The organism is Campylobacter canadensis, assembly GCF_013177655.1.
GTDB lineage: Bacteria > Campylobacterota > Campylobacteria > Campylobacterales > Campylobacteraceae > Campylobacter_E > Campylobacter_E canadensis.
In genome coordinates this window covers 435,246-449,223 of the sequence record NZ_CP035946.1, presented here as the reverse complement: position 1 = coordinate 449,223, position 13,978 = coordinate 435,246, and the positions used below count along the sequence as shown (strand labels likewise).

Annotated in this window: 15 protein-coding genes; 12 read left to right on the top strand and 3 right to left on the bottom strand. The window is 28.2% G+C overall.

The genetic code is table 11. The annotated features are described in order from the left end of the window. Positions 1 to 3 precede the first annotated feature (3 nt). From obgE to rplU, 3 genes are all read right to left on the bottom strand, one after another. Positions 4 to 1,032, bottom strand: coding sequence for a GTPase ObgE (gene obgE / locus CCANL266_RS02120; RefSeq protein ID WP_172230670.1), 1,029 nt, complete (start codon positions 1,030 to 1,032; stop codon positions 4 to 6). Positions 1,033 to 1,139: 107 nt separating this feature from the next. After that, on the bottom strand, positions 1,140 to 1,394 hold the full coding sequence (gene rpmA, locus CCANL266_RS02115) for a 50S ribosomal protein L27 (RefSeq protein ID WP_039649045.1): 255 nt from the start codon (positions 1,392 to 1,394) through the stop codon (positions 1,140 to 1,142). A gap of 10 nt (positions 1,395 to 1,404) precedes the next feature. After that, entirely contained in the window at positions 1,405 to 1,713 is a 309-nt protein-coding gene (rplU, locus tag CCANL266_RS02110; protein WP_172230667.1) for a 50S ribosomal protein L21, read from the bottom strand. Positions 1,714 to 1,900: 187 nt separating this feature from the next. On the opposite strand from rplU, the gene CCANL266_RS02105 reads away from it, so the two are divergent. From CCANL266_RS02105 to CCANL266_RS02050, 12 genes are all read left to right on the top strand, one after another. After that, positions 1,901 to 3,016, top strand: coding sequence for a PilZ domain-containing protein (locus tag CCANL266_RS02105; RefSeq protein ID WP_172230665.1), 1,116 nt, complete (start codon positions 1,901 to 1,903; stop codon positions 3,014 to 3,016). Positions 3,017 to 3,019: 3 nt separating this feature from the next. After that, positions 3,020 to 3,664 carry a glycerol-3-phosphate 1-O-acyltransferase PlsY gene (gene plsY, locus CCANL266_RS02100; RefSeq protein ID WP_172230662.1) on the top strand — a complete coding sequence of 215 codons (645 nt, stop codon included), beginning with the start codon at positions 3,020 to 3,022 and terminating at the stop codon, positions 3,662 to 3,664. Continuing rightward, on the top strand, positions 3,649 to 3,966 hold the full coding sequence (locus CCANL266_RS02095; protein WP_172230659.1) for a dihydroneopterin aldolase: 318 nt from the start codon (positions 3,649 to 3,651) through the stop codon (positions 3,964 to 3,966). The genes plsY and CCANL266_RS02095 overlap by 16 nt, the downstream gene beginning before the upstream one ends. A gap of 74 nt (positions 3,967 to 4,040) precedes the next feature. Continuing rightward, positions 4,041 to 4,712, top strand: coding sequence for a homeostatic response regulator transcription factor HsrA (hsrA, locus tag CCANL266_RS02090; RefSeq protein ID WP_172230656.1), 672 nt, complete (start codon positions 4,041 to 4,043; stop codon positions 4,710 to 4,712). Between the two features lie 92 nt (positions 4,713 to 4,804). Beyond that, positions 4,805 to 5,905, top strand: coding sequence for a sensor histidine kinase (locus tag CCANL266_RS02085; protein WP_172230653.1), 1,101 nt, complete (start codon positions 4,805 to 4,807; stop codon positions 5,903 to 5,905). 14 nt (positions 5,906 to 5,919) lie between these two features. Beyond that, positions 5,920 to 7,365, top strand: coding sequence for a Ppx/GppA phosphatase family protein (locus CCANL266_RS02080; RefSeq protein ID WP_172230650.1), 1,446 nt, complete (start codon positions 5,920 to 5,922; stop codon positions 7,363 to 7,365). An 18-nt stretch (positions 7,366 to 7,383) separates the two neighbouring features. Further along, positions 7,384 to 8,718, top strand: a complete 1,335-nt coding sequence (locus CCANL266_RS02075; protein WP_172230647.1) for an anaerobic C4-dicarboxylate transporter — start codon at positions 7,384 to 7,386, stop codon at positions 8,716 to 8,718. Positions 8,719 to 8,771: 53 nt separating this feature from the next. Then, on the top strand, positions 8,772 to 10,133 hold the full coding sequence (locus CCANL266_RS02070) for a COG3014 family protein (RefSeq protein WP_172234351.1): 1,362 nt from the start codon (positions 8,772 to 8,774) through the stop codon (positions 10,131 to 10,133). A gap of 11 nt (positions 10,134 to 10,144) precedes the next feature. Then, positions 10,145 to 10,540, top strand: coding sequence for a YcfL family putative periplasmic lipoprotein (locus CCANL266_RS02065; RefSeq protein WP_172230644.1), 396 nt, complete (start codon positions 10,145 to 10,147; stop codon positions 10,538 to 10,540). Then, entirely contained in the window at positions 10,533 to 11,156 is a 624-nt protein-coding gene (lpoB, locus tag CCANL266_RS02060; RefSeq protein ID WP_172230641.1) for a penicillin-binding protein activator LpoB, read from the top strand. The genes CCANL266_RS02065 and lpoB overlap by 8 nt, the downstream gene beginning before the upstream one ends. 69 nt (positions 11,157 to 11,225) lie before the next feature. Beyond that, positions 11,226 to 12,563 (top strand): DUF6844 domain-containing protein, encoded by a 1,338-nt coding sequence (locus tag CCANL266_RS02055; protein ID WP_172230638.1) that lies wholly within the window; start codon positions 11,226 to 11,228, stop codon positions 12,561 to 12,563. 9 nt (positions 12,564 to 12,572) lie between these two features. Beyond that, positions 12,573 to 13,769 carry a CsgG/HfaB family protein gene (locus CCANL266_RS02050; RefSeq protein WP_172230635.1) on the top strand — a complete coding sequence of 399 codons (1,197 nt, stop codon included), beginning with the start codon at positions 12,573 to 12,575 and terminating at the stop codon, positions 13,767 to 13,769. Positions 13,770 to 13,978 lie beyond the last annotated feature (209 nt).

The following is a 13,978-nucleotide window of genomic DNA, read 5'->3' as shown; positions in this document are numbered from 1 at the left end:
CATTTACCTTATTTTTTTAATTTCTTCTAAAAGTTTAAATTTTAACTCTTTTAAACCTTTTTTTTCAAGACTTGAAACTTCAATTAAAAAACTCTCTTTGTCTTTAATATCTTTTAAAAAATCTTTTAAATCTTTTATATTTGTTGCCATTTGCTCTGCAAAATCATCGCCTAAATTTACGCTATCGCTTTTAGAAATCATAATTGCATAATTACGCTTAAATAACTCAACTGAGAATTTTTCAAGCTCTTTTCTTAATATAATAAATTGCTCTTTTAAACTTAATTCTCTTATTGGATCAAGCACAAAAAGTAAAAAACTTGTTCTTTCAATATGCTTTAAAAACTCAAGCCCCAAGCCTTTTCCATCACTTGCTCCTTCAATAATACCAGGAATATCAGCCATTACAAAAGAATTAAACTCATCAACATCAACCAAACCAAGTTTAGGAGTTAAAGTTGTAAATTCATAGTTTGCTATTTCTGGTTTTGCATTTGAAACTACACTAATTAAAGTTGATTTACCAACATTAGGAAAACCTACTAAACCTACATCAGCTATTAATTTTAATTCTAATTTTACTTCTAAACTCTCACCTTTAATACCAGGTTGAGCGTAGGTTGGTGCTTGATTGATTGAATTTTTAAAATGTCTATTTCCAAGACCTCCCTTACCGCCCTTTAGTAAAACTTCTTTTTGACCAATATGAGTAAAATCACATAAAACTTCGTTATTTTCAACATTAATTACTAAAGTTCCAATTGGTACTTTTAATTCTAAATCTTCTCCTTTTTTTCCATTTTTATTTCTACCTTCTCCACCTGCACCATTTTGTGCTTTTAAATGATTTTTACCTTTAAAATGTGCTAAAGTATGTAAATTATTATCGCAAACAATAACTACATCTCCGCCATTACCACCATCTCCACCATCAGGACCACCAAGTGGAACATGTTTTTCACGGCGAAAAGATTTAGCACCAGCGCCACCATTACCAGAACTTAATTTTATTTTTACATTATCTACAAACATTGCGTTACCTTGTATTTTTTAAGTAAATTATAACTTTAATATTAAAATAAAAAGTGAAAATCTAAAAAAGGATTTAAGAATAAAGAGCCAAAAATTGGCTCTAAAAATTATGCAGGATAAACAGAAACTTTTTTTCTATTTTTATCTTTTCTTTCAAATTTTACAAAACCATCAATTAAAGCAAAAATAGTGTGGTCTTTACCAATACCAACATTATTACCTGCGTGAGTAGCAGTTCCTCTTTGGCGGATTATGATATTACCTGCTCTAACGAACTCCCCACCGAATTTTTTAACGCCTAGGCGTCTTCCTATAGAATCTCTATTATTCTGTGTTGAACCTTGACCTTTTTTGTGTGCCATTATTTACTCCTTAAGCTTTGATATCTTTTACTACTACGCGTGTAAATTGTCTTCTAAAACCACGCTTTAATTTAGAATCTTTTCTGCGTCTTTTTTTAAAGATAATTACCTTTTTATCTTTACCATCATTAATTACTTCTAAAACAACTTTAGCATTAGCAACATAAGGACTACCAACTTTTAATTCCTTATCACATACTGCTAAAACCTCATTTACTTCTACTGTACTCTTTGCTTGAGCACTAAAGCGATCTAATTTTAAAATATCGCCAACACTTACTTTATACTGCTTGCCACTATGTTTAAAAATAGCATACATAATCTAATCCTTTTATTTAAAGTGTTCTCATTAAGCACATTGAAAAATGTTTAAAAAGCTTAGATGAGTTAAAAAAGCAAAAATCATATCTAAATAACTTTAATTAAAATTTAAAAAAAAATTAAAAATAAAAAAAACTTTTTTTGCTATAATAAACAAACTTAAATTATTTTTAAAGGATTTTGTTATGAGTTTTACAGGAAGAGAAGAATTAGTAAATCATATTGATTATTTTGAAAAATATTCTAAAAAGTTTTTAACAAATATTGAAGATACTTGTAGATGTTCAGGAGTATTCTTAGATAATGATGCAATAGAAGTATATGAAGAATTATATAATATGCTACTTACTAAAGATTTTGATACACAAAAAGCAAAAGAAATAATTAAACACAAAGATTTTAATAAGGCTACTTTTTTTGAATCTTTAATTGTTGCACAGATTGATTTTAATAAATATTTAATGCAAAAAAATCTTGATTTTAAATACGGTGCTTATTTATCATTTGCAATAGAAAGATATGCAGGGATTTTTTGCAACATTCATTACAATAAAACACAAACTCCTAGCTCAATAAATGTATTTTCAGCAAATAGCAATAGTGGCTTTTTTATTCACGAAAACTTTATTGATACCTTTAAAAAAATAGAGCAAATTGGCGAAAAATTAGAATTTTTAAACCTATTTGATGGTGTTCCTGTAAGAACATTTGGAGATATTATAAAAATAGAAGATAATCAAGTTACAGTCAAATTAGATTTAATGCAAATACTTTCTATGAAAGAAGAAGGTAATGCTTATATAATCGCAAATCAATATCTACAAAAAAATATAAAAGCAAACATAGTAGCAACTGATTTTGTAAAATGCGAAGTTACTTTAAATTCTTTTGAAACCCAACCATTTATGCACGCTTTAAAAAGAAAATATCCAAGAGTTCATCCAAATGAATTTACAAAAATTGCTTTAAAACACGAAGATGGAAGAGTGGTTAATGGTAAATTATTTGATATTTCTGAAGGCGGTATTGGTGTTGTATCAAATGAAGATATTGGTTTTAAAAATGGAGATATTTTAAGCTCACAAATTGTATTGCATATGCCAAGCACAAATGAAAGTGTTGAACTAAAACTTAATTTTAAATTAGTTGTTTTAATTGTTTATCAAAATGCTTTTAGATACTGTCTTGAAATATTGCCAAACCAAGCTGATGCAAGTAAAATTCAAGAATTTGCAACTCTAAGAGAACAAGAAACCTTAAGAGAATTAAAAGACAAATTATCACTTTACAAAAGAGATTAACAAATGCCGTTTTTAACTTTTATAATTGATATTTTTACAAAAAGCAACTTACTTTGTTTGCTTGCAGCTTATTTAATAGGTTCTATACCTTTTGGTCTTATTTACGCAAAAATATTTGCTAGGGTTGATATTACAAAAGAAGGTAGCAAAAGCATTGGTGCTACAAATGTCTTAAGAGTTGTAAAACAAAATAATCCTAAATTAGCTAAAAAACTTGCCATTGCAACTATGTTAAGTGATTTATTAAAAGGTACGCTTTGTATTTTAGTTGCTAAATTACTAGCTGTTCCTGCAAATATTTACTGGGCAATGGCGATTATGCTTGTATTTGGGCATTGTTATAGTGCTTTTTTAAAATTTAATGGTGGAAAAGGTGTTGCTTGCGGTGCTGGTTCTTTGCTTTTATTAATCCCTTATTCTGTTTTAATAGGTTTATTTTGCTGGCTTATAATAGGAAAGGTCTTTAAAATATCTAGCTTAGCATCATTAATTGGCTTTAGCATAGGTGTTTTTAGTGCTGAATTTTTATATACACAAACTGAAATTGGCTCACATGCACCTTTATATATAATACTTTTTATTGTGTTTTACCAACATATTCCAAATATTATAAGACTTATTAAAAAAGACGAATGCAAAGTAATATAAAGATAAAAACTAAGTTTAAATGTATAATTGGTTTGCTTGACTTTGAAAGGCATACAAAACAAAAAATATGTCTAAAAATCAAAGCAAGCTCCAATGAATTTTTAGACTACGCAAAATTATGTAAAAAAGCAAAAAAATTTATAAAAAAATCTAAATTTTATACTCTTGAAGAAGCAATAAAAAAATTAATTGCTTATTTAAAAGAAAAATTTCAACATATAAAAAAAATTAAAATACAAATCACAAAGCTGCAAATAATTAAAAACACAAAGGTTAGCGTTTTTTTTAAGGAAAAATATTAAAAATTTTTTAAGTTAGTTGAATATTTGCTTAAAGTGTGATAATATTAACTTAATTTTAGTTTAAGGATAAAGCAATGAGAATTCTAGTAGTTGAAGATGAAATTTCTCTCAATAAAACCCTAAATGAAGGGCTTATGGAATATGGTTATCAGGTGGATTGTTCAGAAAGCTTTAGCGATGCTGAATACTTAATTGGAATTAGAAACTATGATTTAGTTTTAGCTGATTGGATGTTACCTGATGGTGATGGAGTTGATTTAATCAATGTATTAAAGCAAAGAAATAACAAAGCAAGCATTATAATACTTTCAGCAAAAGACGATAAAGAAAGTGAAATTAAAGCTTTAAAAATGGGTGCTGATGATTATATTAAAAAGCCTTTTGATTTTGATATCTTATTAGCAAGAATTGGTGCTAGACTTAGATTTGGCAACAACAATATAATCAAAATTGGTGATTTAGAAATAGACCCTGATGAAGAAAAAATTGTTTATAAAAACAAAGAATTAGAATTAAAAGGAAAGCCTTTTGAGGTTTTAACGCATTTAGCAAGACATATTGACCAGATAGTATCAAAAGAGCAGTTATTAGATGCAATTTGGGAAGAGCCTGAACTTGTTACTCCAAATGTAATTGAAGTAGCAATAAATCAAATAAGACAAAAATTAGACAAACCACTAAATATCAATACAATTGAAACAATCAGACGTAGAGGTTATAGATTTTGCTTTCCAAAAAAAGCATAAGAAGTAAATTCTTTTTACAATTAGTATCTACTGTCGGGATACTAATTGTAGTTTTTTCAATAATTGCATATCAAATCATAAAGATAAACATATTGCAAAATGAACAAGAAAGACTAATACAAAAAATAGAGCTTTTAATTCAAAACAATAATGCTAAATTGGTTGATTTAGATGAAAATATTAATAAAATTTCTTTTACTTTCACAGAAGAAAAAGATAAAAAAATAATAAACATAATCTATCCTTATAAAGAAAAATACATTATTGCAAAAGAAGATATAACTCAAGTTTATAACTTTTTAAATACTATATTTTTATCCTTTGTTGCTTTAGGTTTATGTGCGCTTAGTCTTATAATTTTTTATTCTTTTTTTATATCAAAGATTTTTGCAACCTATCTTCATCACTTAAGTTTAAAGATTTCAAAATTTGATGATAATGTATCAAATCTTTTAGAACAAAAAGAATATCCTTATGAGCTAAAAGAACTAATAATTAATATAAACCATCTTGTAAAAAGAATACAAAATTATAATCTAACTCAAAAAGAATTATTCATAGGAATAGCACACGAATTAAAAACCCCATTAGCAGTAATTAAAACAAAAAATGATGTTACTCTTATGAAAGATAGGGATATACAATATTATAAAGACACTATAAATCAAACAAATAATAGTGTAAATAATATGAATAATATAATTTCTAGCGTACTAAAAATAGGCAGACAAGAAGGCGCTCAATTTGAAGAAAGCAAAGAGCTTGATATTATTAAATTAATAGAAAAAGAATGCAAAAACTATGCCTTATTAGGTATTAAAAATGGGCAAAAACTGCAATGCAAACACGAGCTTAGCTCATTAAATATGAAAATTCAAAGCACCCTTTTTATACAAATTTTATCAAATTTTATACAAAATGCCTTTAAATTTTCACCTGCAAATTCTACAATTTACTTAAATACTTATGTTGAAGATAAACAATTTATTTTAGAAGTTTTAGATAACGGCGATGGGGTTGATGAAAATAACGATTATTTTGCACCTTTTAAAAGATATGGCAAAAAAGATGGAGTAGGCTTAGGTTTATTCTTAAGCAAACAAGCAGCAACCGCTTTAAAAGCAAAAATTTCTTTAGAAAATAGAAAAGATAGCAAAGGTGCTATCGCAAAATTAATAATGAATGTAAAATAGGTAAAAGGTATTATATGGCAACAAGAACAGCAATCATTGACCTTGGTTCTAACGGCATTAGAATGGCAATTTATGAAAAAACATCAAGATTTGCTTTTTTTATTTTAAACGAACAAAAGGTTAAATTTCGCTTAGCTCAAGGTATGGATGAAAACTTAGCAATTTCAAACAAACAAATGCAAAAAGCAGCACAAATTTTAGAGCATTTTTATACTCAAGCAAAAAGTTATAAATGCAAAAAAATAAAATGTATAGGCACATCAGCAATAAGAAGTGCTAGTAATAAAAATGAGTTTTTAAAGCTTATTAAAGACAAGATCAAGCTTAATATAAAAATTATCAGTGGAGAAGAAGAAGCCTATTTAAGCGGTTTTGGAGCTATTAATTTATTACCAAAAATTCAAAACGCACTAGCTCTTGATATAGGCGGTGGCTCGGCTGAACTTTGCTTAATTGCTGAAAATAAAATTATAAAAACATTTTCTTTAGATATTGGAACGGTAAGATTAAAAGATAGCTATAAAGACAAAGTTTCAAAACTTGAAAATTATGTAGATTATGTGCTTTCAACCCTACCAAACGACTTTAACAGTCCTACTTTAATTACAATTGGCGGTAGCTTAAGGGCAATCTCAAATGCTATTATGGAAAAAAATAATTATTGCTTAAACCAAGTGCATTCTTTTAGCTACAAATTAAATAATGAAATAGATTTTATTCAAAAAATAATCAATGCAAATAATAACGACCTATCGTCCTTAGGAATAAAAAAAGAAAGGCACGATACAATAAAAATAGGTGCTTTAGTTTTCTTAAAAATTGCTAAAAAAATAAATGCAAAACAAATAATTACTAGCGGTGCTGGAGTTAGAGAAGGAGTATTTTTAAAAGATTTATTTGCAAGGCATAAAGGCTTTGCAGCAAATTTTAATCCTAGCTTAAAATCAATCCAAGATAGATTTTTACAAAATTCAAAAAATACTTTAGCCAACAATTGCTCTAAATTGTTTGAGCAATTAAAAGAAATCAATTATTTAGATGAAAAATACAAAAAACTATTAATTTATGCGGCAAAAATTGATGCAGCAGGAAACCGCTTATCTTATTACTCAAAGCACAAGCATTCAGCTTATTTTGCCTTAAGTGCTTTAAATTTTTGTGTTTGGCACGAAGAAAAAGCCATTGTTTCAACAATTTTAGAATTAAAAGGAAAAAAATTTAATTTTAATAATTTAAAACTAAAAGAATTACTTCCAGATGAAAATACAATCGCTTGGCTAAATTATATTTTAGCTCTTGCTAAAATTTTAAGTATTAATGATGAAAAATGTGAATTTATTTACAAACAAAAAACTTTACATATACAAAAAAGTACAAATAATTTTATTATAATTGACGCTATTAAAAAATTATCAAAGCCAAAAAGTTTTGGAATTTGTTTTAATGAAGAGATAATTTAAAAAAGGGGAAGTATTAAAATGCTATATACTATCTTACAATTTGCAGTATTATTGTCTGCTATTTTTATTGGAATTCGTTTAGGTGGCATAGCAATAGGCTATGCAGGTGGGCTTGGAGTAGTAGTTTTGGGGCTTGTTTTTGGTATGAAACCTGGTAATATTCCTTGGGATGTTATTTTAATCATTGCTGCAGCTATTGCAGCAATTTCTGCTATGCAACAAGCTGGCGGGCTTGATTACATGGTAAGGGTAACAGAAAAAATTTTAAGAGTAAATCCAAAATTTATAAACTATCTTTCTCCAGCTTGTGGATGGTTGCTTACAATCTTAGCAGGTACAGGAAACGCAGTATTTTCTTTGATGCCTGTTGTAGTTGATGTTGCAAAATCTCAAAACATAAAACCTAGCGTCCCACTTTCATTAATGGTAGTTTCTTCGCAAATTGGAATTACTGCTTCTCCTGTGAGTGCAGCTGTGGTTTATATGAGCGGGGTTTTAGAACCACTTGGATGGAATTATCCAACCTTATTAGCTATTTGGATTAGCACTACCTTTATTGCTTGTATGCTTACAGCTTTTATAATAAGTTTAATCACTCCTATGGATTTAAGCAAAGATAGTGTTTATCAAGAACGCTTAAAAGCAGGACTTGTTAAAGATGCAGGGGCTATTTTACATGGCGAAGATAAAAAAGGTGCTAAACTTTCAGTAGGAATTTTCTTACTTACTGTTTTAGCGGTTGTGCTTTATGCAACTGCAATTTCAAGCAATATTAAATGGATTGACCCTGTTATAGTTCCAAGAGATGCAGCTATTATGAGCTTTTTACTTACCGCAGCAACTTTGATTACTTGGCTTTGCAAAGTTGAAACAAGTAAAATTCTTGAAACAAGTGTATTTAAAAGCGGTATGACAGCTTGTGTTTGTGTTTTTGGTGTGGCGTGGCTTGGAAATACCTTTGTTGCAGGACATGAAAGTGCTATTAAAGAAGTAGCGGGTAATTGGGTAAAACAAGCTCCTGCTATGTTAGCAGTTGCCTTTTTCTTTGCAAGTATGCTTTTGTATTCTCAAGCAGCAACCGCAAAGGCTATTGTACCCGTAATCATTACTGCTTTAGGAATTTCAGCAACAAATCCGCATGATTCTTATATGCTTGTAGCTTGTTTTGCAGCGGTTTCAGCACTTTTTGTACTTCCAACTTATCCAACCTTGCTTGGTGCTGTGCAAATGGATGATACAGGAACAACTAGAATTGGTAAATTTATATTTAATCACTCTTTCTTCTTGCCAGGAGTTTTAGCAATTGTAATTGCAGTATCTTTAGCATTTTTTATTGCACCACTTTGCATTTAAATAAGTTTTATTAATTAAAACTTATTTAAAAACTATAAAAAACTTAAACAGGGATTAAAATGAAAAGTAAAATATTAACATTTATTATCTTTGCATTATTTTTTAGCTCTTGTGCAAACTATGTAAATGTAAATGCTAATTATGAAAAAGCTCTAATTGAAAAAAAATGCGATGAGCAATTCTTTAGTGATAATTTAAAAAAAATCAAACAAAATGATGATGTAATTTATACAGGTTTAAATGTAGGTTTGATTGCTAGAAATTGTGGCGATTTTAATTTAAGTAATGTATTTTTTGATGCTGCTGAAAATGCTTATAAATATGATGTAGATTTAAAAAGCACAGGAAAAAAGGCTATTAATTTAATTGGTTCTACATTTTTTGATGATAATATTTTAGATTATGATGGTTCTTTATATGAAAGAATTATGCTTAATACTTATAAGGCTTTAAATTTTATGAGTTTAAATGATTATGAAAATGCAAGAGTTGAATTTAATCGTGCTTTAATGCGTCAAGATAAGGCAAAAGAATATTTTGCTAAAGAAATTGAGAAAAACCGTGCTGATTTAGACAAAGCAAAAGAAGATAAAAATTATGATAAAAATATGCTAGAAAACAAAAAAGATATAGAAGAAAAATATAATTCTTTATTTAAAGAATTTAACACTACAAAAGAATTTATAAATCCTTATGCAACCTACCTTGCATCAATATTTTTCTTTATGGATAAAGACTATAGAAAGGCTGCTGATTTATTCAAAGAAGTAAGTGTAATTTATCCAAAAAATCTAAGTATTAAAAAACAAGCAAAAATATTTAATGAATATGCAAATAAATTTAAAATTAAAAATGAAAAAAAATATATTTTTGTGCTTTATGAAAATGGTTTTTCTCTTAGCATAGATGAGTTTAAATTACCTATTCCATTTACTATTGATGGAAAAATAATTTTTTCAAGCATAGCATTACAAACTTTAAAAAAGAATGCAAGTTCATACCCTTACTTGCTAGTAAATAATGTAAAAACTGATGAATTTGTTAATTTAGATGATATTATTGCAACAGAATTTAAAATAAATAGCCCTCAAATGATTACAAAAGCATTGGCTAGAGCAATAGTAAAAACAACAATAAATATTGCTGTTGCTAAGAACGATTCAGACTCTGGCCTGTTAAGCTTTGCAACCGCATTAATAAACGATGCAAATAACAATGCAGATGTACGCTCTTGGAGAGGTTTAGCTAAAAGTGTGAGTGTTGCTGTTTTAGATAACAAGGGCTTTATTACAGTAAATGATGAAAATAATAATTTATTGTTTGAACAAGAAATAAATAAAAATAAAAATGTTATTTTAATATTGCGTTCTTTTGCCCCATATTTACCGCTAAATACTAGCATAATAGAAAGATAAGGAGAATAAAAATGAAAAAAATATTATTATTTACTTTAACATTATTTTTAATATCTTGCACAAATAATTCAAATAATGTTAATACAAATACAAATAACAATCTAAAACAAAATAACACTTTAATAAAAAATATGAAAACACGCATAAATGATAACAATTTATTGGAAGTTGAATTAACATTACAAAGTTCAAGTACAAAGGATATTATGTATAAAATTACTTGGCTTGACAATGATGGTTTTGTATTAAAAGATGCTCTTAGCGATAATTATCAAAGCTTAAGACTAAATGCAAAAGATGAAATTGTAATTAAAAAAATAGCAGCTGATATAAGAGCAAAAGATGTAAAAATAGATATAAAATCAAATTCAAAAACTACAACAAGAAAGGATAAATATAATGATTAAAACTAAACTTTTAGGACTAAGTATTTTAACGGCTTTAATGTTAAATTCTTGTGCAACTCCAAGCTACACAGATGGCAAAGCAAGTCAGGTAAAACAAGGTGATGCTTTAACCTTAGGTCTTGATAGACAAGATTACGAGAATGCAGCTGAAACTATGATAAATAGTATGTTAAGCGACCCTGCTTTTGCAAATATCAAAGCAGGTACAAGAAAGGTTATTGCTATTGGTAGAGTTGTAAATGATACCCCACAAAGAATCGATACTGAAAAACTAACTGCAAAAATCACTACAGCCTTAAGAAAATCAGGTAAATTTATTCTAACTTCAGCAGTTGCTGCAGGTGGAGCGCTTGATAGTATGAGTGAAGATGTAAGAGAGCTAAGAGATAATGATGAGTTTAATCAAAAAACCATAGCTAAAAAAGGCACATTAGTATCGCCTGATTTTTCTCTTGCGGGTAAAATTAGACAAGATAATGTAAAACTTAGCAATGGCAAAACTCAAGTTGAATACTTTTTCTTACTAAGACTTACTGATTTAACATCAGGTTTAGTTTATTGGGAAGATGAGCAAACTATTGATAAAACAGGTTCTAGCAAATCAGTTACTTGGTAAAACTTAACTTTTTTAACCCTGCTCAAGCATTTAGCTTGAGCTTTTTTTATAACTTTTAAAAGGATAAAAATGAAAAAAATATTGTTTATTGGCTCTTTAGTTGTGGCTAGTTTGCTTTATGCGCAAGATATACAAAACACACAAATTTCTCAACAAGATATAAATACTCAAAATGAAATGTCTAATGCAAGCACTAAAGATATTAGCCCAAAATCAATTGAAGATTTTTTTGAAGAATTTGCAGATAAATTTGATATAGAATATGGTGTAAGTAAAAATGCAAAAACCTTTTATACAGGTAAAAGTACTGTAATTATAAATGATACTGACCCACAATTTGCACAAGCTTTACAAAATGCTTATCAAAAGGCTATGCTTAATCTACAAAGCGAATTTGTAAAAGACGCTTTTGGAAGAATTGCTACAAGTAAAATTCAAAGCTACGAAGCAGATAATTCTACTAATGCAAGGGAATTTGAAGAATTACCAAAAGGTGGCGCAATTAAACAAATATTAAATAAATTATCTCAATTAGCTGGTGCTAAACTTGATAAAGCCTTAAATGACTTAGGTATAGATACAAAATCTTTAAGTGAAGATAGAAAAAAGACTTTATTAAAGCAAGAATTTCTTAGCAAAACTATAACAAGCGCACTAGGTTCTATGAGCGGACTTGTCCCTGTACAAACTATAGTTACACAAAGAAGAGGCGAATATGATGTAGGTGTTATTGCTGTTATATCTAATAAAACTCGCCAATTAGCAAAAGATATGGCATTAAGTAGAAAAAGCAACATTAAAGGTAAAGGCAAAGCAATAAGCGAATATTTACCAAAAGATAAAAAAGGCTTTTTAAATGAATATGGAATTCGTTTAATTTATGATGAAAATGGAGCGCCTGTTATTTTAAGTTACGGAAACTGGGGCTACGTAGCAGATTCTAGCAATGCTAAAAAAACAAATATTTTAGAAGATAGCGCTAAAGAAACAGCACTTACTATGGCTGATGCTGCTATTGTTGAATTTATTAATACAAGCATAAGCCTTAAAGATGAAAGAACAACAGGAGAAAGTTACGAAGATATAATCAAACAAAGCATTAATCTTAACGATAATTCTACCCAAGTGCAAACTCAAAACATAACAAATATCATTGATAAAGTAAATAGTAAAATAAAAGCAAGTGCAAGTGGTAAAATCCGTGGTATTCGCACTCTTAAAAAATGGAGTTATACAAGCGAAAATGGTATTGAACATGTAGGTGCTGTGAGATTTTATTCTTATGAAAATTTAGCCAATGCAAACGAAGCCTTAAAGCCTAAAACAAATACACAAAAAAACGAAGTAAAAAAGTCTTCTAACATACAAAGAAATTCAAATATAATAAATGATATTGATGATTTTTAAGGACAAAAAATGAAAATAATTAAAATTATTTTTTTAGGCTTATTTTTAAGCCTAAGTCTTAATGCAAAAGTTATAAGTACAAGTTCAACAAAATCAAGCACAGGTGAAGGTACAGGCTTAACTAGGGAAGATGCAATAAACAATGCTATCATAGAAGCCATAGGAAAAATGAATGGTGTAAGCATTAATTCTATTAAAAAATCTAATACTAGCGTTTCAACTGATAATTCAGGCTCAAATATACAAGATAATTACAATAAACAAATTTCAACAGCTACCAAAGGCAGAGCCGATACTTATGAAATAAATAGCATTGAACAAGATGAAAACGGTAAATATCTAGCTAATGTAACGATTTTTAAAACCACAACAACAAAAAAGTATAAAACTCCAAATACAGATAATAGAAGAAGTATTAGCGTTTTTGATTCTACCCCAGATCCTACAAAAAGTGGTATAGGATCAGCTTTACAACAAAAAATCATTTCTGCTTTATTGCAAAGTCGTAAATTTAATGTTTTAGACCGTGAAACTAGCGGCTATTATGAAATGGAAAAAGCCTTAATCAAAAGTAGCGACGCAGCTAGTGATGAAGTTTATAAACTTAAAAATGTACTAGCAACTGATTATATTTTATTATTTACTATTTCAGAGCTTGAAGGCAAACAAAAAACAAGCAATCTAACAGGAAAAAGCAAAACTGAAATTGAAGTTATCGTAGATTATCGTGTACTTTTATTTGCTACAAGACAAATTAAATTTTCTAATACTTTAAGCATGAAAGTTAATATTAAAGATAATAGCCTTAGTGCCAATGAAGCTGCACTTAAACAAATTGCAAACCGCATTTCAGGAGATATTTTAAATGCAATTTATCCTTTAAAGGTTGCAGCTGTTGAAAATAATGAAGTGGTATTTTCTCAAAGCTTAAATCAAGGTGATGTTTATGAATGTTTTGCTCTTGGCAAGGCTATAAAAGATGCTTATACAAAAGAAAATACAGGAAGAGTAGAAAGTAAAACAGCAAGTATCGAAATCACTCGCACAAGCCCTAAACTTTCTTATGCAAAAATCACAGAAGGCAAGGTAAAGGTAGGAGATATTTGTAGACCTTTAATTAATAGTAATAGCGAAAATGGCTACACTATAGGTCGTGATATAAATTATCAAACCCAAGAAGGCGGCGGAGTAAATCTAGGCTTTTAAAAAATGCTAATTTTTACTTTTTTTAATAAGTATAAATATTTGCATATATTTATGCTTATTAGATTTTTACTAATAAAAAACAACTTAAGAGCTTTTATTTTAAAACACAATTTTATTATTTTAAGCAAGAAATAAATTACTTTCTTGTTTCAATTAAAACTTAAATTAAAAATATTTGAATATGCTTTTAACAAGTTTTCAAACTGTTT